Source organism: Pseudomonas sp. Pmew2, assembly GCF_058129885.1.
In genome coordinates, this window is sequence record NZ_CM176702.1 from 631231 (window position 1) to 653454 (window position 22224).

15 protein-coding genes are annotated in these 22224 nt (G+C 59.0%); 14 read left to right on the forward strand and 1 reads right to left on the reverse strand.

The annotated features are described in order from the left end of the window. The first annotated feature begins 133 nt into the window (after window positions 1–133). The 3 genes from rpmE (at window position 134) to AC4ANK_RS02940 (ending at window position 2623) form a co-directional block, all read left to right on the forward strand. Window positions 134–355: a 50S ribosomal protein L31 gene (gene rpmE, locus AC4ANK_RS02930; protein ID WP_002551648.1), complete on the forward strand. Its 222-nt coding sequence runs from the start codon at window positions 134–136 to the stop codon at window positions 353–355. Window positions 356–368: 13 nt separating this feature from the next. Then, window positions 369–1172 carry a thermonuclease family protein gene (locus AC4ANK_RS02935; RefSeq protein WP_002551649.1) on the forward strand — a complete coding sequence of 268 codons (804 nt, stop codon included), beginning with the start codon at window positions 369–371 and terminating at the stop codon, window positions 1170–1172. 182 nt (window positions 1173–1354) lie between these two features. Continuing rightward, on the forward strand, window positions 1355–2623 hold the full coding sequence (locus tag AC4ANK_RS02940; protein ID WP_002551650.1) for a malic enzyme-like NAD(P)-binding protein: 1269 nt from the start codon (window positions 1355–1357) through the stop codon (window positions 2621–2623). Window positions 2624–2895: 272 nt separating this feature from the next. Here AC4ANK_RS02940 and AC4ANK_RS02945 read toward each other — a convergent pair whose 3' ends face one another. Next, on the reverse strand, window positions 2896–5337 hold the full coding sequence (locus tag AC4ANK_RS02945) for a penicillin-binding protein 1A (protein WP_460385124.1): 2442 nt from the start codon (window positions 5335–5337) through the stop codon (window positions 2896–2898). 209 nt (window positions 5338–5546) lie between these two features. Here AC4ANK_RS02945 and AC4ANK_RS02950 point away from each other — a divergent pair, with 209 nt between their 5' ends. The 11 genes from AC4ANK_RS02950 (at window position 5547) to AC4ANK_RS03000 (ending at window position 21939) form a co-directional block, all read left to right on the forward strand. After that, window positions 5547–6611 carry a pilus assembly protein PilM gene (locus tag AC4ANK_RS02950; RefSeq protein WP_002551652.1) on the forward strand — a complete coding sequence of 355 codons (1065 nt, stop codon included), beginning with the start codon at window positions 5547–5549 and terminating at the stop codon, window positions 6609–6611. Beyond that, window positions 6611–7210, forward strand: a complete 600-nt coding sequence (locus AC4ANK_RS02955; protein WP_002551653.1) for a PilN domain-containing protein — start codon at window positions 6611–6613, stop codon at window positions 7208–7210. Before AC4ANK_RS02950 ends, AC4ANK_RS02955 begins: the two co-directional genes overlap by 1 nt. Beyond that, entirely contained in the window at window positions 7207–7830 is a 624-nt protein-coding gene (gene pilO, locus AC4ANK_RS02960) for a type 4a pilus biogenesis protein PilO (protein WP_002551654.1), read from the forward strand. The genes AC4ANK_RS02955 and pilO overlap by 4 nt, the downstream gene beginning before the upstream one ends. Beyond that, window positions 7827–8354, forward strand: coding sequence for a type 4a pilus biogenesis lipoprotein PilP (gene pilP / locus AC4ANK_RS02965; protein WP_002551655.1), 528 nt, complete (start codon window positions 7827–7829; stop codon window positions 8352–8354). The genes pilO and pilP overlap by 4 nt, the downstream gene beginning before the upstream one ends. A gap of 47 nt (window positions 8355–8401) precedes the next feature. Then, complete coding sequence (locus AC4ANK_RS02970; protein WP_002551656.1) at window positions 8402–10507, forward strand: type IV pilus secretin PilQ; 2106 nt, start codon at window positions 8402–8404, stop codon at window positions 10505–10507. Between the two features lie 4 nt (window positions 10508–10511). Next, entirely contained in the window at window positions 10512–11030 is a 519-nt protein-coding gene (gene aroK, locus AC4ANK_RS02975) for a shikimate kinase AroK (RefSeq protein ID WP_002551657.1), read from the forward strand. 115 nt (window positions 11031–11145) lie between these two features. Further along, window positions 11146–12249 (forward strand): 3-dehydroquinate synthase, encoded by a 1104-nt coding sequence (aroB, locus tag AC4ANK_RS02980; protein WP_002551658.1) that lies wholly within the window; start codon window positions 11146–11148, stop codon window positions 12247–12249. Window positions 12250–12259: 10 nt separating this feature from the next. After that, window positions 12260–13879 carry an SPOR domain-containing protein gene (locus AC4ANK_RS02985; protein WP_460384166.1) on the forward strand — a complete coding sequence of 540 codons (1620 nt, stop codon included), beginning with the start codon at window positions 12260–12262 and terminating at the stop codon, window positions 13877–13879. 360 nt (window positions 13880–14239) lie between these two features. Continuing rightward, window positions 14240–18685 carry a glutamate synthase large subunit gene (gene gltB, locus AC4ANK_RS02990; RefSeq protein WP_002551660.1) on the forward strand — a complete coding sequence of 1482 codons (4446 nt, stop codon included), beginning with the start codon at window positions 14240–14242 and terminating at the stop codon, window positions 18683–18685. A gap of 122 nt (window positions 18686–18807) precedes the next feature. Next, the gene (locus AC4ANK_RS02995; protein ID WP_002551661.1) at window positions 18808–20226 is read left to right on the forward strand and encodes an FAD-dependent oxidoreductase; all 1419 of its coding nucleotides are present in this window, start codon (window positions 18808–18810) and stop codon (window positions 20224–20226) included. 165 nt (window positions 20227–20391) lie between these two features. Continuing rightward, window positions 20392–21939 (forward strand): amidase family protein, encoded by a 1548-nt coding sequence (locus AC4ANK_RS03000; RefSeq protein WP_005730997.1) that lies wholly within the window; start codon window positions 20392–20394, stop codon window positions 21937–21939. Window positions 21940–22224 lie beyond the last annotated feature (285 nt).

A 22224-nucleotide genomic window follows, 5' to 3' on the forward strand; every position in this document is an offset into this window, starting at 1 on the left:
CGCGATCTTAGCAGACGACCGGTGTGAAGGTTCGCTTGCGTCGTTGCAATTGTCTGGTACTATCCGCAGCCTATTTCCGTGCGGTATTCAACAATAGTGTTGGATGGCGGCGCGTTAGACCGAGGAAGTACCGATGAAAGCTGATATCCATCCAGTTTACGAAGCCATTGACGCTACCTGCAGCTGCGGCAATGTCATCAAGACCCGTTCCACCCTGGCCGCTCCGCTGAGCCTGGACGTGTGCAACGAGTGCCACCCGTTCTACACCGGCAAGCAGAAGACGCTTGACGTTGGCGGCCGTGTCGACAAGTTCAAATCCCGTTTCGGTGCGTTCGGCGCTACCAAAGCGAAGTAAGACTGGCTGCCCCATGGGCATCTCCAGGCTGCTTGAAAAGGCGCTCCTTGTGGGCGTCTTTTTTGTGCCCGCGATTTGGGTGTCCGGCGCGCAGGCCTTCTGCCCGGCACCTGCTTCGTTGCCGGTTGCACAGGTGCAGCGCGTGGTTGATGGCGACACGCTGCGTCTGAGCGATGGCCGCAGCGTGCGGATGATTGGGCTCAACACGCCTGAAACCGGCAAGAAAGGCCAGTCTGCCGAGCCGTTTGCCGAGGCTGCGAAAAGACGTTTGCAGGCACTGGTGGATGAAAGCGGCGGTCAGGTCGGTTTGCGTGTCGGCCAGCAGGGCAAGGACCATTACGGTCGTACTCTGGCCAACGTTTACGATCGCAAGGGGGCAAACCTTGAGGCGCAGTTGCTCAGCGAAGGGCTGGGGTATCTGGTGGCCGTTGCGCCTAACGTTGCGCTGGTCGATTGCCAGCAAGTTGCCGAAGGTGCGGCGCGGCAGGCGCAATTGGGTGTGTGGCGCGACTCGCCGGTTCAGCCCTCGACCAGGCTGAGCAAAAGCGGCTTTGCGATTGTGTCCGGTCAGGTCAAGAGCGTGCAGCGCAATCGCGGCGGTATCTGGATCGAGTTGCAAGGCTCGCTGGTCCTGCGTGTTGCCCCGGCTAACGTGAACTCATTCGACACGGCAATGCTGGAGCGCCTCAAGGGCCGGCAGGTCGAGGCGCGCGGCTGGGTGGTCGATCGGTCCCGGCGCGGTGCTCTGAAATCAGGGCAGGCACGCTGGCTGTTGCCACTGACCCACCCCGCGATGCTGAGCCCGTCAGGTCGATAGATACTGCCTTTTGGCCAGTTGTCTGGTGATGGGTGGCCGGTTGTTCACGTTTCAGGCATCTAAGCGTAAAGTCTAATCCTGTGCCTATTGACAGCAGTGACTGGTCAGTCTTGTTAGGACTATGCATCTTGCGTATCCTCGGCGGTCCGTCTGTCCCACAGTAAAAAAGCGGAATCCAATACATGTCAGATTTGAAAACTGCCGCGCTCGAATACCATGCCAATCCTCGTCCGGGGAAGCTGAGCGTCGAACTCACCAAGCCGACTGCAACCGCTCGTGACCTGGCTCTGGCCTACAGCCCTGGCGTTGCTGAACCCGTGCGTGAAATTGCCCGTGACCCCGAGCTGGCTTACAAGTACACCGGCAAAGGCAACCTGGTAGCAGTTATTTCCGATGGCACCGCTATTCTCGGCCTCGGCGATCTGGGCCCATTGGCCTCCAAGCCGGTCATGGAAGGTAAAGGGGTTCTGTTCAAGCGTTTCGCCGGTATCGACGTTTTCGATATCGAAGTCGATTCCGAAAGCCCGCAGGCGTTCATCGACACCGTAAAGCGTATCTCCATCACCTTCGGTGGTATCAATCTGGAAGACATCAAGGCACCTGAATGCTTTGAAATCGAGAAGGCACTGATCGAACAGTGCGACATCCCGGTTTTCCACGATGACCAGCACGGCACCGCTATCGTGACTGCTGCCGGCATGATCAACGCACTGGAAATTGTCGGTAAAACCCTCGATTCCGCGAAGATCGTCTGCCTGGGCGCTGGCGCTGCAGCCATCTCCTGCATGAAGCTGCTGGTGAGCATGGGCGCGAAGATCGAAAACATCTTCATGGTCGACCGTACCGGCGTCATTCACTCTGGCCGTACCGACCTGAACCAGTACAAGGCTGTGTTCGCTCACGCGACCGAGAAACGCTCGCTGACCGATGCGCTGGATGGCGCTGACGTATTCGTGGGCCTGTCAGGTCCTAATCTGTTGAGCGCTGAAAACCTCAAGCTGATGGCCAAGGACCCGATCGTGTTCGCCTGCTCGAACCCGGACCCGGAGATCTCCCCGGAGCTGGCTCACGCCACCCGTAGCGATGTGATCATGGCGACCGGCCGTTCGGATTACCCGAACCAGGTCAACAACGTTCTGGGCTTCCCGTTCATCTTCCGCGGTGCTCTGGACGTTCGCGCCAAGCGTATCAACGAAGAAATGAAGATCGCTGCAGCCAACGCCCTGCGCGAACTGGCCAAACTGCCTGTTCCTCAGGAAGTCAGCGATGCCTACGGCGGCATCAAACTGGAATTCGGTCGTGAGTACATCATCCCGAAACCAATGGACACCCGCCTGCTCGGCTTGATCGCCGATGCAGTTGCCAAGGCAGCCATCGAGAGCGGTGTTGCCACCCTGCCGTATCCGAAGCACTACCCGCTGACCAGCGTGGACGATGTGTTCAAGGGCTGATCCTTGATGCAATAAAAAACCCCTGCAGCGATGCAGGGGTTTTTTTATGCCTGGAATTGAGATTATCGTTCCTCACGCGCCGGCGTGTGAATGCCCTGGGTGACGCTCTGCATCACAAATCTGCGCAGCGCCGCTGAATCAAAAGAGGACGCGGAGCGTCCAGAACGGCATGCGACGCGGAGCGTCGCACGATAGTGGGGATCATCGTTCCTCACGCTCCAGCGTGGGAATGCCTTGGGTGACGCTCTGCGTCACCTACCTGCGCAGTGCTATCAGAACAAATCGATCGGTGCTGACTCATCCGCTGGCAACGGGCTGCCCGGTGCGCTGCTGCCGCCCAGTTCGTTGACGCTTGGCGGTGTGTCTTCGCTTTTGAACAGTTCGAAGAACGCGTTCGGCGTGCTAGGTGTGGCAGCGCGCCCGCTCAACGGGTCTACACGCAGGCTGAGGATGCCCGGCGGTTCTGCCTGCTGATGCGGTGGCTTGTCCTTGAGTGCAGCGCTCATGTAGTCCATCCAGATCGGCAGGGAGACCGTACCGCCAAATTCATGACGACCAAGGCTTTCAGGCTGATCGAAGCCGCTCCAGACAGTTGTCACATAGTCCGCGTTGTAACCGGAGAACCACGCATCCTTGGAATCGTTGGTCGTACCGGTCTTGCCGGCGATATCCGGCCGGTTCATCGACAGAGCGCGCCGCCCGGTGCCGCGCTTGATTACGTCCTGCAGCATGCTGTTCAGAATGTAGGTCGTGCGGCCATCCACAACGCGCTCTGCAACGGCGGGCGCTTGCGGCTGGGCCGGTGTCCCTGATGGGCCTGCGATCACGCTCGGGCTGTCATGCACGGCAAAGGTCGACGTGTTGGGCGCAGTATTGACGTCGTTGGCCGGAACGCTTGGCGGATTGGCCACAAACAGGGTCTGCCCGTCACGGTTCTCGATGGTCTGGATCAGATAAGGACTGACCTTGTAACCGCCATTGGCAAAGGTGGCCCAGCCAGTGGCGATTTCCATCGGGGTCAATGTAGCCGTGCCCAGTGCCAGCGACAGGTTGCGCGGCAAGTCTTGCTTGGAGAAGCCAAAGCGGGTGATGTAGTCGATGGTGCTGTCGATACCGAGGGCCTGGAGCAGGCGGATCGATACCAGGTTGCGAGACTTGTACAGCGCCTCGCGCAGGCGGATCGGGCCAAGGAAGGTGTTGGTGTCATTTTTCGGACGCCATACCTTGTCCAGATACTCGTCGACAAACACGATAGGTGCGTCGTTCACCAGACTGGAGGCGGTGTAACCGTTATCCAGTGCAGCGCTGTAGATGAACGGTTTGAAGCTTGAGCCCGGCTGACGCTTGGCCTGCATGGCGCGGTTGTAGTTGCTCTGCTCGAAAGCGAAGCCGCCGACCAGCGCACGAATGGCGCCGTTTTGCGGGTCAAGCGAGACCAGGGCGCTCTGCGCGACGGGAATTTGACTGAATTTCAGCGAGCCGTCGCCCTGGCGCAACAGGCGAACAAGGTCGCCCACCTTGGCAACATCGCCTGGCTGCTTCGGATTTGCCCCCAGACTGTTGGTATTCAGGTAAGGCCGCGCCCACTTCATGGTGGCCCAGTCGACGGTTTCTTCCTTCTCGCCGTTGCGGGTCAGCACGCGCAAGCCGGTCTTGTCGACCTGGGTCACGATGCCGGGCTCGAGGCCGTTGATCATGCGTTGTTTGGTCAGTTCCTGTACCCAGTTGGCGCGGGTCATGCCCGGGAAGCGGCTTTCCGGGCCGCGATAGCCGTGGCGCTGGTCGTAATCGATCAGGCCCTGCTGGATGGACTTGTTGGCGTGCTCCTGAAGGTCGCTCGGCACCGTGGTAGTGACGCGGAAGCCCTCTGTATAGGCCTCGCTGCCGTAACGGCCGACCATTTCGGCGCGTGCCATTTCAGCAATGTACGGCGCGTTCACTTCCGGGGTTGGCACGTGATAACTGGCGTTGAGTGGTTCGTTCAAGGCTGTCTGGTAAGCAGTCTGGTCAATCTTGCCCAGGCGATACATGCGGCCGAGGATCCAGTCGCGGCGTTCCTTGGCGCGGGTCGGGTTGGCCAGCGGGTTGAAGCGTGACGGCGCCTTGGGCAGACCGGCAATCATGGCCATTTGCGCAAGGCTTACATCGCGAATCGATTTGCCATAGTAGACTTGCGCCGCGGCTTCGATTCCGTAGGCGCGGTTACCCAGATAAATCTTGTTGACGTACAGCTCGAGAATCTCGTCTTTGGTAAGTTGGCGCTCGATTTGCAAGGCCAACAGAATCTCGGTGGTTTTGCGTGAAAAGCTTCTTTCGCTGGTCAGGAAGAAGTTTTTCGCGACCTGCATGGTGATGGTACTGCCGCCTGACTGAATATGGCCGCTTTTTACCAGTTGTGTGGCAGCGCGCATCAGGCTGCTCGGGTCGACGCCATAGTGGTTGGCGAAGTTGTCGTCTTCGGCCGATAGCAGGGCGTTGATGAAGTTGGGCGGAATTTCCGCGAAGCGAATCGGCGTGCGGCGCATTTCGCCAAACTCGGCAATCAGCTTGCCGTCGCTGCTGAATACGCGCAGGGGGATTTGCAGTTGAATGCTTCGCAGCGCTTCAACCGATGGCAGGGTCGGGCTCAGGTAGAGAAACGCGCCACTCAGGCCAAGCAACAGCGAGCAGAATACCGCGACGAGGGACCACCAGAAAAACTTCAGCAGGCGTATCAAGGCTTTTGGATTTCCAGAAAAAATAATGGGTTAAGCGCAGGCATTTACAAATGAACACGCCTTGAGGCTTTCTTAAATGAAAAAATCGCTGGGCATTATAAGCATTTTTCGTCTACGAGCGTGATTTGCGCTACTGTCAAGGCTGTCGACAGTGACGTTGGCCCGAAATAACTCCGTAAGTGGCGGAAACTCATAGGAATCAGGTTGTGTTCGAACTCTTCAGTAAGAAGGCCAACACCCTTCTAGGGATCGATATTAGCTCCACCTCGGTAAAACTCCTGGAATTGAGTCGTTCCGGCACTCGTTACAAGGTCGAGTCTTACGCAGTCGAGCCGTTGCCGGCCAACGCTGTCGTCGAAAAGAATATTGCCGAGCTCGAAGGGGTTGGTCAGGCGCTGTCTCGCGTGCTCGCCAAGGCCAAGACCAGCGTCAAGATCGTGGCGGTCGCCGTAGCCGGTTCCGCCGTGATCACCAAGACGATTGAAATGGACGCCGGTCTTTCCGACGACGACATGGAAAACCAGCTCAAGCTTGAGGCTGATCAGTACATCCCTTATCCGCTGGAAGAAGTCGCCATCGATTTCGAAGTGCAGGGCTACTCGGTGCGCAATCCCGAACGCGTCGAAGTATTGCTGGCTGCCTGCCGCAAAGAGAATGTCGAAGTGCGTGAGGCGGCGCTGGCTCTGGCCGGGCTGACCGCGCGCGTGGTGGACGTCGAGGCCTATGCCCTGGAGCGCTCGTTCGGCCTGCTGGCTGCGCAACTGGGTAACGGTCATGACGAGCTTACCGTGGCGGTGGTCGATATCGGTGCCACCATGACCACCCTCAGCGTGCTGCATCATGGCCGGATCATCTATACCCGCGAGCAACTGTTTGGTGGCCGCCAGCTGACTGACGAAATCCAGCGCCGCTATGGGCTTTCCATGGAGGAGGCCGGGCTTGCCAAGAAGCAGGGCGGGTTGCCCGACGACTATGTCAGCGAGGTGCTGGACCCCTTCAAGGATGCGTTGGTGCAGCAGGTCTCTCGTTCTTTGCAGTTCTTCTTTGCGGCCGGTCAATACAACTCCGTGGATCACATCATGCTGGCAGGCGGCACGGCTTCGATTTCAGGGCTGGAGCATTTGATTCAACGACGCATTGGCACCCCGACGATGGTCGCCAACCCGTTTGCCGACATGGCCCTGAGCTCCAAGGTCAATGCCGGGGCGCTGGCCAGTGACGCTCCCGCGTTGATGATCGCGTGCGGTCTGGCGTTGAGGAGCTTCGACTGATGGCGCGGATCAACTTATTACCGTGGCGCGAAGAGCTTCGCGAAGAACGAAAAAAACGCTTCCTGACCGCACTGGTCGGCGTGTTGGTGGTGTCAGTCGGTATTCTGTTTCTGATTGATCGTTACGTCAGCAACGCCATTGAGCATCAGATGGCGCGCAACGCGTTTGTGCAGACGCAGATCGCTCAGCTCGATATACGCATCAAGGAGATCAGCGACCTGAAGGCGCGTCGCAAACAGTTACTTGAGCGCATGAAGATCATTCAGGACCTGCAAGGCAACCGCCCGATCACGGGGCGTGTATTCGATCAACTGGCGCGCACTCTTCCGGATGGCGTTTATTTCTCGCAGGTCAAAATGACCGACAAGCTGATTGCCATCAGTGGCGTTGCCGAATCGAATAACCGGGTTTCCGACCTGATGCGCAACCTTGAAGCCTCTGACTGGCTGGAAGCGCCGAGCCTGACTGAAGTGAAGGCCACGACTGCAGGGGCTGTGGATCAGGCCAACGTCTTTCAGTTGACAGTGCGTCAGACCCAGCCGCCGGTTGCCGCGGCTGCACCTGCCGCAACCACGCCCGCTACAGGAGCCAAGCCATGAATATGTCTGAATGGCTGGAAGGGCTTCGCAAGGTTGACCTGAGCGAGCTGGACCTGAACAACCTGGGTTCCTGGCCCGCAGCGGTCAAGGCCATTGCCGGCGTGCTGGTCGCGGTACTGATTTTCGCACTGGGCTACTTCTTCTTTATCCAGGACCTGGAAACCCAGCTGGAAAGCGCACAGAACAGTGAAGTGACGCTCAAGGAGCAGTTTTCCAACAAGGCCTTCCAGGCTGCCAACCTTGAGCCTTACAAGAAGCAGATGGAAGAAATGGAAAACACCTTCGGTGCTCTGCTGCGGCAATTGCCCAGCGACACCGAAGTGCCTGGCTTGCTTGAGGATATAACCCGGACCGGGCTGGGAAGCGGGCTTGAGTTCGAGGAAATCAAGCTGCTGCCCGAGGCGGTCCAGCAGTTCTACATCGAGCTGCCGATACAGATCACGGTAGTCGGTGGTTATCACGACTTGGCGACCTTCGTCAGCGGTGTCGCCAGCCTGCCGCGCATCGTCACGCTGCATGATTTCGAGATCAAACCGGTCGACCCGAAGGTGCCGACCAAGTTGCGCATGAGCATTCTGGCCAAGACCTACCGCTACAACGATGAAGGGCTGAAGAAATGAGGGCGGCGCGATTGCTGTGCGTCAGTGTGGTTATGACAGGGTTGGCCGGTTGCGGTAATGACAATGATTTTGCCGACCTGTCGGCGTTCATGGATCAGGCCAGAGCGCGCCCGAGCGGCACTATCGAGGCCCTGCCGAAGTTTCGTCCGTATGAAGCGTTCACCTACAACGCCTCTACGCTGCGCAGTCCTTTTCAGCCTCCGGTCAAGATCGACCTGCTCAACCGCCAGAAGGGCTCGCGGCTGGTAGCACCGGACGAGCACCGGGTCAGGCAGTTCCTGGAAGGGTTCAATATCGAGTCGTTCGAGATGGTCGGCACGATTGGCAACGAGTCAGGGACATTTGCCCTGCTGCGCGGTGCGGGAGGCGTTCATCGCGTCAAGGTGGGAGATTACCTGGGCCGTAACAACGGCCGGGTAGTGTCAATCGGTGATGCGCAGGTAGATGTCATTGAAATTGTTCCTGATGGAGAGGGGGCCTGGCTGGAAAGGCCGCGCACTATCGCCCTCAAAGAACGCTCATGAAGTGGGCAAGACCAAGTATGCACAGTAGCGCTCAACGGAAATTGATCATGACCCGGATTTTCTCGATTATCGGCGTGTCGTTATGCATCGCGATGCTTTCGCCGGTTCTCCAGGCTGCCAACCTAAAGACTCTGGATGTCGCCGCCCTGCCGGGTGATCGCATCGAGCTCAAGCTGGCATTCGACTCGCCGGTGCCTGCGCCGCGCGGTTACACCACGGCGCAACCTGCGCGTATTGCGCTGGACCTGCCGGGCGTGACCAGTCAGTTGGCGACCAAAAGCCGAGAACTCGGTAACGGTAACGCACGCAGCGTGGTCGTTGTACAGGCTCAGGACCGCACGCGGGTAATCATCAACCTGACCACGCTTTCGCCCTACAGCTCCCGCGTCGACGGCAACAACCTTTACGTGGTTATCGGTCAGGGCGCAGCCGCTGCGCAGGCTTCCCAGCCAACCACCGCGATGGGCGCGCAACGGGTAGCGGTGCCGCCACCCACTCCGGCATCTGCCAGACCGTTTATCCCCGCGGGCGTCAAGGCCATCAGGAATGTCGATTTCCAGCGCGGCGAGCTGGGTGAAGGCAATGTGATCATAGATTTGAGCAACCCCGGCATTGCCCCGGATATTCAGGAGCAGGGCGGCAAGATTCGCGTCGACTTCGCCAAGACCCAACTGCCCGAACCGCTGCGCGTGCGGCTGGACGTCAAGGACTTCGCCACGCCGGTGCAGTTTGTCAGTGCGTCGGCTACGGGCGACAAGGCCAGTATCCTGATCGAACCGTCGGGTGCCTTCGACTACTCGGCGTTCCAGACCGAAAACAAGCTGACCATCAGTGTACGGCCGTTGACCAATGAGGATCTGGACCGCCGCGCCGCTGACAAACCGGTGTACACCGGTGAAAAGCTGTCGCTGAACTTCCAGGACATCGACGTACGCTCGGTGCTGCAACTGATTGCCGACTTCACCAACCTCAATCTGGTAGCCAGCGACACGGTTCAGGGCGGTATTACCCTGCGTCTGCAGAACGTGCCATGGGATCAGGCGCTGGACCTGGTGCTGAAAACCAAGGGCCTGGACAAGCGCAAGGTCGGCAGCGTTCTGCTGGTCGCGCCCGCCGATGAAATTGCTGCCCGCGAGCGTCAGGAGCTTGAATCGCTCAAGCAGATCGCCGAGCTGGCGCCCCTGCGTCGTGAATTGTTGCAGGTCAATTACGCCAAGGCTGCCGATATCGCCAAGCTGTTCCAGTCGGTGACCAGCGCCGAGTCCAAGACCGACGAGCGTGGCTCGATCACTGTGGACGACCGGACCAACAACATCATTGCCTATCAAACCCAGGACCGGCTCGACGAACTGCGTCGCATCGTCTCGCAACTGGACATTCCGGTGCGTCAGGTGATGATCGAGGCGCGCATCGTCGAGGCCAACGTCGATTACAACAAGCAACTGGGTGTGCGCTGGGGCGGCTCGACCAACACCAGCGGCAATGGAAAATGGACAACCTATGGCCTTGATAATAATGGCGATGAGGCAAGTAACACTGGCAGCAACGTGACCTCCAACGTGCCGTTTGTCGATATGGGCGCATCTGGCGCAACCTCCGGCATTGGCCTGGGCTTCGTCACCAACAATACGTTGCTGGACCTTGAGCTGAGCGCGATGGAGAAGACCGGTAACGGTGAAATCGTCTCCCAGCCCAAGGTAGTCACTTCCGACAAGGAAACCGCCAAGATCCTCAAGGGCACCGAGATTCCGTATCAGGAATCCAGCTCCAGCGGTGCAACCACTGTGAGCTTCAAGGAGGCCTCGCTGTCGCTTGAGGTAACGCCACAGATCACGCCGGATAACCGCATCATCATGGAGGTCAAGGTCACCAAGGATGAGCCGGACTACCTGAATGCGTTGCTTGGTGTACCACCGATCAAGAAAAACGAGGTCAACGCCAAAGTGCTGATTTCCGATGGCGAAACCATCGTCATTGGTGGTGTGTTCTCAAATACGCAAAGTAAAGTTGTCGATAAAGTGCCATTTCTTGGCGATGTACCGTATCTTGGCCGGCTTTTCAGGCGCGATGTGGTATCCGAGTCCAAATCCGAGCTGTTGGTATTTTTGACTCCGCGTATCATGAACAACCAGGCGATTTCTGTGAGTCGTTGATTTTGTGCGAAATTTAATACTTGTGGGGCCGATGGGTGCTGGCAAAAGCACCATCGGCCGTTTGCTTGCCAAAGAGTTGCGACTGCCGTTCAAGGATTCCGACAAGGAAATCGAGTTGCGCACGGGCGCCAATATCCCGTGGATCTTCGACAAGGAAGGCGAGCCGGGTTTCCGTGAGCGCGAGCAGGCCATGATTGCCGAGCTGTGCGAAGCCGATGGCCTGGTTCTGGCCACCGGTGGCGGTGCGGTCATGCGCGGTGAAAACCGTCAGGCGTTGCGTGCCGGTGGGCGCGTGGTGTATCTGCATGCTTCCATAGAACAGCAGGTCGGGCGCACCGCGCGTGACCGAAATCGTCCTTTGTTGCGTACCGCTGATCCGGCCCGGGTGCTCAGTGAATTGCTGGCTATCCGCGACCCGCTTTATCGGGAAATCGCCGACGTGGTGATTGAAACCGATGAGCGGCCACCCCGAATGGTGGTTCTCGAGATATTGGCGCGCCTTGCAGAGCTTCCTCCCCGTTAAAGCGCAGGCGAAAATGCGCTATTCTCGTCGACCAGCAAAACAGCGACGGTGCATGGCCTTGCGTCATGACCTGCTGAAGCACAAACCGTCCAACCGGTAATCAATGTGGGGACACATGCAGACACTTAAGGTCGAGCTTGGTGAGCGTAGCTACCCGATCCATATTGGCGAAGGCCTTCTGGATCAGCCAGAGCTCCTGACCCCGCATATCGTCGGGCGTCAGGTGGCTATCGTTTCCAACACGACAGTGGCACCTCTGTATCTGGAGCGTCTGACGCAGACCCTGGCCGGTTACAACGTTCTTCCGATTGTTCTGCCCGATGGCGAGGCGTTCAAGAACTGGGAAACCCTGCAGACCATTTTCGATGGCCTGCTGACCGCTCGTCATGACCGCCGCACCACGGTCATCGCCCTGGGTGGCGGTGTGATTGGCGACATGGCCGGGTTTGCTGCCGCCTGTTATCAGCGCGGCGTGAATTTCATCCAGATCCCCACCACGTTGCTGTCCCAAGTGGACTCCTCGGTGGGCGGCAAGACCGGCATCAATCATCCGTTGGGCAAGAACATGGTGGGGGCCTTCTATCAGCCGAGCGTCGTGCTGATCGATACCACCTCGCTCAACACCCTGCCCGAGCGTGAACTGTCCGCCGGGCTGGCAGAGGTCATCAAGTACGGCCTGATCTGCGACGAGCCGTTTCTGACCTGGCTTGAAGAGCACGTCGACGCGCTGCGCGGGCTGGATCAGGCGGCGCTGACCGTGGCCATCGAACGCTCCTGTGCGGCCAAGGCGCTGGTGGTCGGCGCCGACGAGCGTGAGTCCGGTGTTCGCGCCACATTGAACCTGGGTCACACATTCGGTCACGCCATCGAGACGCATATGGGCTATGGTGTCTGGCTGCATGGCGAGGCGGTAGCTGCCGGTACGGTCATGGCGCTGGAAATGTCCTCGCGTCTGGGCTGGATCAGCACGCAGGATCGGGATCGCGGTATTCGCCTGTTTCAGCGCGCCGGGCTGCCGGTGGTGCCACCACAGGACATGACGGAAGACAATTTCCTCGAACACATGGCGATCGACAAGAAAGTCATCGACGGTCGCTTGCGTCTGGTGCTGTTGCGCCAGATGGGTGAAGCGGTTATCACGGACGATTATCCAAAAGAAGTATTACAGGCCACTCTGGTTGCGGACTATCGCGCCCTGGTGGATCAGCTTAGAGGTTAACGGAAAACCCATGACTAGTTTGCATGCCGACGAGGCCTTCCTCGGCCATTATCAGTTGAGTCATGACCCCTTTGCAGCGCGGGTACCTGGCTTCAAATTCTTTCCTGCCCAGCGCAAGCCTGTACTGGGTCAGCTTCATCATCTGGCGCGTTACAGCCAGTTGTTGCTGGCAGTGACCGGGCCGCAGGGCAGCGGCAAGACCCTGCTGCGTCAGGCGCTGGTAGCAAGCACCAACAAGCAGTCTGTGCAAAGCGTTGTGGTTTCTGCACGCGGCGCTGGCGATGCGGCAGGTGTGCAGCAGCAGGTTGCCCAGGCGCTGAGCGTTGCCCAGGCTGAAATGCAGGCGATCCTGTCGCAGGTCGTGCAGCTCGGGCTGACCGGCCAGGAAGTCTACTTGCTGGTTGACGACGCGGAACAACTGGGCGATTCGGCGCTCGAAGCGTTGCTGGGTCTTGCTGCGGGAACGCCTGAAGGGCGTCCGCATGTATTCCTGTTCGGAGAGCCATCGCTGCTCGATCGTCTCGATCAGATGTGTGCCGACCTGCAGGGCGATGTCGAAGGCGAACGCTTTCACGTCATCGAGCTGCAACCCTATACGGAAGAGGAAACCCGAGAGTATCTGGCTCAGCGTCTGGAGGGTGCAGGGCAAGGAATCGCGTTGTTCACTGCCGACCAGATCACCGATATTCATGAACAGTCCGATGGCTGGCCTGGGGCAATCAACCAGGTAGCCCGCGATTCAATGATCGAGGCGATGATCGCGAGTCGTTCCGCGGTCAAGCGTCCAAGTGTGGGGTTCAACATGCCGAAAAAACACGTATTGGCCTTGGGTGCCGTCGTCATAGTGGCCGTGGCAGCAGCAGTGCTGATCCCGGGTCGCGGTGACAAAACGGGCACACCAGCCAATGCCCCTGCTTCTGCTCAGGCGCAATTGCCGCTGGGCGAGGGCAAGCCAACTGCTCAGCAATCGAACAACGGTAGCCCGGCCATCGAGTTCGCGGGCAATTCCCAGCCGATGCCGCTGCCGATGAATGGCAACTCGCAACCGGTGATGCGCGGCCCGCTGGCTGAAGCGGCCGGGTCGAGTGATTCCGACGAAGACGCGGTGCCGACAGGTTCTCCTGCCCAGCCGCCGACCGTGACCACCACTGCGCCGCCTGCGGGCGTGCCTGCCGGTCAGGCTGCCGCCCAGACGCCACCCCCGTCTATTCCTGCCCCAGCCGCCAAGCCAGCGCCTGCACCTGCGCCTGCGCCTGCTCAGGTCGCCACAGCCAAGCCAGCTCCGGCCCCGGCTGCCAAGCCTGCGGAAAAACCTGCGCCAGCAGCCGCCAAACCGGCTGCCGGTAGCAATTGGTACAGCAGTCAGGCGCCAGGCCATTATGTGGTACAGATTCTGGGCACCAGCTCCGAAGCGACCGCTCAGGCCTACATCGCAGAGCAAGGTGGCGAGTACCGTTATTTCAAGAAAACCCTGCAGGGCAAGCCGCTGTACGTCATCACGTATGGCAACTTTCCTGACCGTGCTGCCGCCCTGGCAGCCATCAAAGTATTGCCAGCCAAGGTTCAGGCTGGTAAACCTTGGCCCCGTACTGTCGCCAGCGTCCAACAAGAGCTTGGTGCCAGTCGCTGAAGTCGCAGCGGCCTTATCCGGGCCGCTTCACCCAGCCAGCCTGACTTAACCCGCAAAGCGCGCCACCTGATTGGTGCGCGCCTTGCGGCGTCTGCGTTACAAGCGCTTTACAGTCTCCCGTCGCGTCAGTCAGATACTTGAAGAAATGCTTTGACTAGCACAGCGACCCGTTTTAAAACTTTCATAATTGCGACATTAATTATCAACCAGTCGTCGTTAAATTTGTTAGCCCTTGTGTCGCTGTGTACAATGACCTCCGTTTTGCCTGTCCGAAGCTGGCGTACGTTCGGCGTGACAGGTAATTGGTTGAATTAAAAGGAAATTTGCCTCGCATAGAGGCAGCCTGGTGAGAAAGTGTCTATGAAAGCAGGTCTGTACCAACCAGATGAATTCAAGGATAACTGCGGCTTCGGCCTGATCGCTCATATGCAGGGCGAGCCCAGTCATCACCTGTTGCAGACGGCCGTTCAGGCCCTGACCTGCATGACCCACCGTGGCGGCATCAACGCCGACGGCAAGACCGGTGACGGTTGCGGTCTGTTGATTCAGAAGCCCGATGGCTTCTTGCGTGCGATGGCCAAAGAGCACTTCGGTGCCGATCTGCCCCGCCAATATGCTGTGGGCATGGTGTTCCTTAATCAGGACGACGCCAAGGCGGACGCCGCACGCGAAAACATGAACCGCGAGATCCTCGCCGAGGGCCTGGAACTGGTCGGCTGGCGTCAGGTGCCGATCGATACCAGCGTCCTTGGCCGTCTGGCACTGGAGCGCCTGCCGAAAATCGAGCAGGTGTACATTGGTGGTGAAGGCCTGAGCGATCAGGAATTCGCCATCAAGCTGTTCAGCGCGCGCCGCCGTTCGTCAGTGTCCAACGCCGCAGATACCGATCATTACATCTGCAGCTTTTCGCACAAGACCATCATTTATAAAGGCCTGATGATGCCGGCCGATCTCACGGCCTTCTTCCCGGACCTGAGCGACGAGCGTCTGCAGACTGCCATTTGCGTGTTCCACCAGCGCTTTTCCACCAATACCCTGCCGAAATGGCCGCTGGCGCAGCCGTTCCGCTTTCTTGCCCACAACGGCGAGATCAACACCATCACCGGCAACCGCAACTGGGCACAGGCGCGTCGCACCAAGTTTACCAACGATCTGATGGATCTGGACGAGCTGGGCCCGCTGGTCAACCGCGTGGGTTCGGACTCATCGAGCATGGACAACATGCTTGAGCTGATGGTGACCGGCGGCATCGACCTGTTCCGTGGCGTGCGCATGATCATTCCGCCTGCGTGGCAGAACGTCGAGACCATGGACCCGGATCTACGCGCCTTCTATGAATACAACTCCATGCACATGGAGCCGTGGGACGGCCCGGCCGGCATCGTGATGACCGAAGGTCGTCATGCCGTCTGCCTGCTCGACCGCAATGGCCTGCGCCCGGCGCGCTGGGTCACGACCAAGAACGGCTACATCACCCTGGCGTCGGAAATCGGCGTGTGGGACTACAAGCCTGAAGACGTTATCGCCAAGGGCCGCGTCGGTCCTGGGCAGATCTTTGCCGTGGACACTGAAACCGGTCAGATCCTCGACACCGACGCCATCGACAACCGTCTCAAGTCGCGTCATCCGTACAAGCAATGGCTGCGCAAGAATGCCCTGCGCATTCAGGCCACCATGGAAGACAACGACCACGGCTCGGCTTTTTATGACAGCGAGCAGCTCAAGCAGTACATGAAGATGTATCAGGTCACGTTCGAAGAACGCGATCAGGTGCTGCGCCCGCTGGGTGAACAGGGACAGGAAGCTGTGGGCTCGATGGGTGACGACACGCCGATGGCGGTGCTGTCGCGTCGTGTGCGTTCGCCCTACGATTACTTCCGCCAGCAGTTCGCGCAGGTCACCAACCCGCCGATCGACCCGCTGCGTGAAGCCATCGTCATGTCGCTGGAAATCTGCCTCGGTGCCGAGCGCAATATCTTCCAGGAATCGCCAGAGCACGCCTCACGCGTAATCCTTAGTTCGCCGGTCATTTCGCCAGCCAAATGGCGTTCGCTGATGAACCTGGAGCGTCCGGGCTTCGAACGCCACATCATTGACCTGAACTACGATGAAAGCCTGGGTCTTGAAGCCGCTGTGCGCAGCGTTGCCGATCAGGCCGAAGAGGCCGTGCGTGCCGGTCGTACCCTGATCGTGCTGAGCGACCGACACATCGCACCGGGCAAACTGCCGGTGCATGCTTCGCTGGCGGTCGGCGCGGTTCACCACCGTCTGACCGAACAGGGCCTGCGCTGCGACAGCAACATCCTGGTCGAAACCGCAACCGCGCGTGACCCGCATCATTTCGCCGTATTGATCGGCTTCGGCGCGTCGGCGGTCTATCCGTTCCTGGCCTATGAAGTGCTGGGCGATCTGATCCGTACTGGCGAAGTGCTGGGCGATCTGTACGAAGTCTTCAAGAACTACCGCAAAGGCATCACCAAGGGCCTGCTCAAGATCCTGTCGAAGATGGGTATCTCGACCGTTGCGTCCTACCGTGGCGCGCAGTTGTTTGAAGCCATCGGTCTGTCCGAGGAGGTTTGCGACACCAGTTTCCGCGGTGTGCCGAGCCGCCTGAAAGGCGCGCGTTTCGTCGATATTGAAGCCGAACAGAAAGCGCTGGCAGCCGAAGCCTGGAGCACGCGCAAGCCGATCCAGCAAGGCGGTCTGCTCAAGTTCGTGTTTGGTGGCGAATACCATGCCTACAACCCGGACGTGGTCAGCACCCTGCAAGCCGCCGTGCAGCAGGGCGACTACAGCAAGTTCAAGGAATACACCTCGCTGGTAGACCAGCGTCCGGTGTCGATGATTCGCGACCTGCTACAGGTCAAAACGCTTGACCAGCCGCTGAGCATCGACGAAATCGAGCCGCTGAGCGAAATCCTCAAGCGCTTCGATTCGGCCGGTATTTCTCTGGGTGCCTTGTCGCCGGAGGCTCACGAAGCGCTGGCTGAGGCAATGAACCGCCTGGGCGCGCGTTCCAACTCCGGTGAAGGCGGCGAAGATCCTGCGCGTTACGGCACCATCCGCAGCTCCAAGATCAAGCAGATCGCCACGGGCCGCTTTGGTGTAACGCCCGAATACCTGGTCAATGCCGATGTGCTGCAAATCAAGGTTGCACAGGGTGCCAAGCCAGGCGAGGGCGGGCAGCTGCCGGGTGGCAAGGTCAATGGCCTGATCGCCAAGCTGCGCTATGCCGTACCGGGCGTGACGCTGATTTCGCCGCCTCCGCACCACGACATCTATTCCATCGAAGACTTGTCGCAGCTGATTTTTGACTTGAAACAGGTCAACCCGGCGGCGCTGGTTTCGGTCAAGCTGGTGGCAGAAGCGGGCGTTGGCACCATTGCCGCTGGCGTGGCCAAGGCCTATGCCGACCTGATCACCATTTCCGGTTACGACGGTGGCACCGGCGCATCGCCGCTGACCTCGATCAAGTACGCTGGCGCGCCGTGGGAGCTGGGTCTGGCCGAAACTCATCAGACCCTGCGCGGCAACGACCTGCGCGGCAAGGTCCGGGTGCAGACCGACGGTGGCCTGAAAACCGGACTGGACGTGATCAAGGCGGCCATTCTCGGTGCTGAAAGCTTCGGTTTCGGCACCGCGCCGATGATCGCGCTGGGCTGCAAATACCTGCGTATCTGCCACCTGAACAACTGCGCTACCGGCGTTGCCACTCAGAACGAAAAGCTGCGCAAGGACCACTACATCGGCACCGTCGACATGGTGATCAACTTCTTCACCTACGTGGCTGAAGAAACCCGTGAGTGGCTGGCCAGACTGGGTGTCCGTTCGCTGGAAGAACTGATCGGCCGTACCGACCTGCTGGATATCCTGCCGGGCGAAACCGAGAAGCAGCAGCATCTGGACCTGACACCGTTGCTGGGCAGCGACCACATTCCGGCTGACAAGCCTCAGTTCAGCCTGGTGGATCGCAACCCGCCGTTCGACAAGGGTCTGTTGGCCGAGCAGATGGTGGAGATGGCCAAGCCGGCCATTGAATCGCTCAGCGGTGGCGAGTATGAACTGGACATCTGCAACTGCGACCGTTCCATTGGCGCACGGATTTCCGGTGAAATCGCCCGATTGCACGGCAACCAGGGCATGAACAAGGCACCGATCACTTTCCGCTTCAAAGGCACTGCCGGTCAGAGCTTCGGAGTGTGGAACGCCGGTGGCCTGAACATGTATCTGGAAGGCGATGCCAACGACTACGTCGGCAAGGGCATGACCGCTGGCAAGCTGGTGATCGTGCCGCCAAAGGGCAGCCCGTTCAAGACCAACGAGAGCGCGATCATCGGCAACACCTGCCTGTACGGCGCAACCGGCGGCAAGCTGTTTGCGGCGGGCACGGCGGGCGAGCGTTTCGCGGTGCGTAACTCGGGTGCCCACACCGTTGTGGAAGGCACTGGTGATCACTGCTGCGAATACATGACCGGTGGTTTCGTCTGCGTACTGGGCAAGACCGGCTACAACTTCGGTTCCGGTATGACGGGCGGTTTCGCTTACGTGCTCGACCAGGACAACACCTTCGTTGACCTGGTCAACCATGAGCTGGTCGAGATCCAGCGCATCAGCGGCGAGTCGATGGAAGCCTATCGCACACACTTGCAGAGCGTTCTCAACGAGTACGTGGCTGAAACCGACAGCGAATGGGGCCGCAATCTTGCGGAAAACCTGGACGACTACCTGCGTCGTTTCTGGCTGGTCAAGCCCAAGGCTGCCAACCTGAAATCGCTGCTCTCCAGCACTCGGGCGAATCCGCAATAAAAGCAGCTGCTAGCGGTGAGCTTCAAACCGCAAGCCAACGGCAGTGCGCTAATTGCCTGCGATCACGATTTTTTGCAGCTTCAGGCTTGTAACCTGAAGCTGCCGTAAAGAGGCTCCAGAGAATGGCTGAACGTCTCAGTAACGACTTCCAGTTCATCGACGTCGGACGTAAAGACCCGAAGAAGAAACTGCTGCGTCAACGCAAGAAGGAGTTCGTGGAAATCTACGAACCGTTCAAGCCCCAGCAGTCCGCCGATCAGGCGCATCGCTGCCTGGGTTGCGGCAACCCGTATTGCGAGTGGAAGTGCCCGGTGCACAACTTCATTCCCAACTGGCTCAAGCTGGTCGCCGAGGGCAACATCCTCGCGGCGGCGGAGTTGTCTCATCAAACCAACACTCTGCCGGAAGTCTGCGGCCGCGTGTGCCCGCAGGATCGCCTGTGTGAAGGTGCCTGCACGCTGAACGACGGTTTCGGCGCGGTCACCATCGGTTCGGTCGAGAAGTACATCACCGACACCGCGTTTGCCATGGGCTGGCGTCCGGACATGTCCAGAGTCGTGCCAACCGGCAAACGCGTCGCCATCATTGGTGCAGGGCCTGCAGGCCTGGGCTGTGCCGACGTGTTGGTGCGTGGCGGCGTGACGCCGGTGGTGTTCGACAAGAATCCGGAAATCGGTGGTCTGCTGACCTTCGGCATCCCCGAGTTCAAGCTGGAAAAATCCGTACTCAGCCATCGCCGTGAAGTGTTCACCGGCATGGGCATCGAGTTCCGGCTCAACACCGAAGTCGGCAAGGACGTCACCATCGATCAACTGCTCGAAGAATACGATGCTGTATTCATGGGCATGGGCACCTACACCTACATGAAAGGCGGCTTCCCCGGTGAAGACCTGCCAGGCGTGCACGATGCGCTCGACTTCCTGATCGCCAACGTCAACCGCAACCTGGGCTTTGAAAAGGCCCCGGAAGATTTTGTCGACATGAAAGGCAAGCGTGTTGTGGTTCTGGGCGGTGGCGACACCGCGATGGACTGCAACCGCACCTCGATCCGTCAGGGTGCCAAGTCGGTGACGTGCGCTTATCGTCGCGACGAAGAGAACATGCCAGGCTCGCGCAAGGAAGTGAAGAACGCCAAGGAAGAAGGCGTGAAGTTTCTCTACAACCGTCAGCCTATCGCCATCGTGGGCGATGGCAAGGTTGAAGGCGTGAAGGTGGTCGAGACGCGTCTCGGCGAGCCCGATGCTCGTGGTCGTCGCAGCCCGGAGCCGATTCCGGGTTCCGAAGAGATTATCCCGGCAGAAGCCGTGGTCATCGCATTCGGCTTCCGCCCAAGCCCTGCGCCATGGTTCGAGCAGTTCACGATCAGTACTGACAGTCAGGGCCGTGTCGTGGCCCCGGAACAAGCACAGTACAAGCACCAGACCAGCAACCCGAAGATCTTCGCCGGTGGCGACATGGTGCGCGGCTCTGACCTGGTGGTGACCGCTATCTTCGAAGGCCGTAATGCGGCTGAAGGGATTCTGGATTATCTGGGCGTCTGAGCCTTGTGTTGCCAGAGCGCGCCGTTACTGAGGCGCGCTCTGACAACAGGCGTCTACCCACCACGGGTGATTTACCGACTTTTCTGACATCCCCTCTGCCACCTCCTTCCTAAGCTTGGTGTAACTCGATCAAGACGAGCGTTTTAGCAACCAGGGAAGGACATCATGAAAAATCAGTTTGGTTTCTGCCTCGCGCTCTCGATAGCGCTCTTTGCATTTGCCAGCCAGACACCCGCCAACTTCGATGGACCTGTTTTCGGTTCGATCATCGAAAACAAGGCTGTTTACTTTGAATCCGGTGTCGAGCTTCAGCGACGCATGAGTGCAGGCAACCTGACCTCTGTCGGGCTGGTGACAGACTTGCTTCAGCGCATCGAAGTGCTGAACAAAAATGGCCCGGCGCTCAACGCTGTCATTGAAATCAACCCCGACGCTCTGCAGATAGCCGCGCAAATGGACGGGGAGCGTTCTCGCGGGGAGAAACGTGGGCCGCTGCATGGCATCCCCATACTGGTAAAAGACAATCTTGATACGGGCGATCAGATGCAGACCACTGCGGGCGCTCTCTCAATGGTCGGATTGCCTGCTCCACGCGATGCTTTTGTGGTGCAGCGGCTTCGCGATGCCGGCGCGATCATTATCGGCAAGGCCAATCTCAGCGAATGGGCGCATTTCCGTGGGTACGAGGTACCTAGCGGCTGGAGCAGCCGAGGCGGACAGACGCGTCATCCCTATGACTTGAGCGCTGATCCGCTTGGCTCCAGCTCAGGTTCGGCAGTGGGTCTTGCAGCTGGATTTTCACCTTTGGCGGTAGGCACCGAGACCAATGGTTCGATCATTCAACCTGCCGCCACGAGTGGTGTCATAGGGCTTAGGCCTACGCTGGGTCTGCTTAGTCGTACCGGTATGATTCCGCTCTCCAGTCGTCAGGACACCCCCGGCCCAATGGCGCGAACGGTCACGGATACCGCGATCCTGCTGACGGCGATGAGCGGCAACGACCCTCTCGACGAAGCTACCGCCCGAGCCTCCACCGATGTAGTGAACTATGTCGACCACCTCAGAACGGACGCCTTGAGCGGCAAGCGCCTGGGCTATCCAAACCACACCCATGACGGCATGCCAATGGACGACGATCCTGAATTCCAAAAGGTGAAGAGTCGTCTGAGTGCTGCCGGGGCGATACTGGTTCCCGTCGATGTTCCGTCGATTGATAGCACTTCAGAGTTTTTAGTGCTGCTGCGTGATTTCAAGCGCGAGCTTAACGCTTACTTGAGCACACGCACCGGGCTGGGTGTCAGCACGCTGGATGAGATCATTGCATTCAACACCGCGTTTCCTGGGGCGCAAGCTTATGATCAGGATTTATTGATTGACTCCTCCAGCGTGTCTGTAGATCAGGAGGATTACCTGTCGATTGCAACCAGCTTGCGTGCTGCTCATCGACAATTGATCGATGGGCTCTTGCAGCAACACTCGCTCGACGTGCTCATTGACTGGTCAGAGGTTTCTTTCAAAGCGGTTGGCGCTATCGCCGGTTATCCGGGAATAACCGTGCCTGTCGGGCTCGAAGAGAATGGCCTGCCAAGAGGGTTGTATTTTCTTTCCACTGCCTGGGATGAAGGTGCTTTGCTGAGCTATGCCTACGCACTCGAACAGGCGCTTGCAACATCGGCAGCTTCGGTTCATTCGGGTATCAGCCAGGCTGATTGATTCCCTATCCCAGTCTGGTGCAGGCCAGGCCTGGATGGCGGGGACGGGGCTCGGGAAAAACGGTTTTGTGGCGTTTTGAAATAATCCGGTCCCGGAATTACAACCGCCTTTCATTAAGTTGCGTCGCCCCGCCAGAGGCGGCGCATCAAGGTTTCAACCCTCTTGTCCAGGTCCCGATCGAGGCCTGTTCCGGCGTCTGCGACAAGCGATTGTTTACAGCTGTTTTCCGCCCTCTGTACCTGCTCTTAAAAAGGTTTAGGCTCCTGATCCTTTTGGGGAGTTCAT

Bases quoted from the DNA above. Each gene is read 5' to 3' on its own strand.
- AC4ANK_RS02970 (WP_002551656.1), top strand. From the start codon at position 8,402: ATGACCCGGATTTTCTCGATTATCGGCGTGTCGTTATGCATCGCGATG.
- AC4ANK_RS02995 (WP_002551661.1), top strand. From the start codon at position 18,808: ATGGCTGAACGTCTCAGTAACGACTTCCAGTTCATCGACGTCGGACGT.
- AC4ANK_RS02955 (WP_002551653.1), top strand. From the start codon at position 6,611: ATGGCGCGGATCAACTTATTACCGTGGCGCGAAGAGCTTCGCGAAGAA.
- aroB (WP_002551658.1), top strand. From the start codon at position 11,146: ATGCAGACACTTAAGGTCGAGCTTGGTGAGCGTAGCTACCCGATCCAT.
- pilP (WP_002551655.1), top strand. From the start codon at position 7,827: ATGAGGGCGGCGCGATTGCTGTGCGTCAGTGTGGTTATGACAGGGTTG.
- AC4ANK_RS03000 (WP_005730997.1), top strand. From the start codon at position 20,392: ATGAAAAATCAGTTTGGTTTCTGCCTCGCGCTCTCGATAGCGCTCTTT.
- pilO (WP_002551654.1), top strand. From the start codon at position 7,207: ATGAATATGTCTGAATGGCTGGAAGGGCTTCGCAAGGTTGACCTGAGC.
- AC4ANK_RS02985 (WP_460384166.1), top strand. From the start codon at position 12,260: ATGACTAGTTTGCATGCCGACGAGGCCTTCCTCGGCCATTATCAGTTG.
- gltB (WP_002551660.1), top strand. From the start codon at position 14,240: ATGAAAGCAGGTCTGTACCAACCAGATGAATTCAAGGATAACTGCGGC.
- rpmE (WP_002551648.1), top strand. From the start codon at position 134: ATGAAAGCTGATATCCATCCAGTTTACGAAGCCATTGACGCTACCTGC.
- AC4ANK_RS02935 (WP_002551649.1), top strand. From the start codon at position 369: ATGGGCATCTCCAGGCTGCTTGAAAAGGCGCTCCTTGTGGGCGTCTTT.
- AC4ANK_RS02940 (WP_002551650.1), top strand. From the start codon at position 1,355: ATGTCAGATTTGAAAACTGCCGCGCTCGAATACCATGCCAATCCTCGT.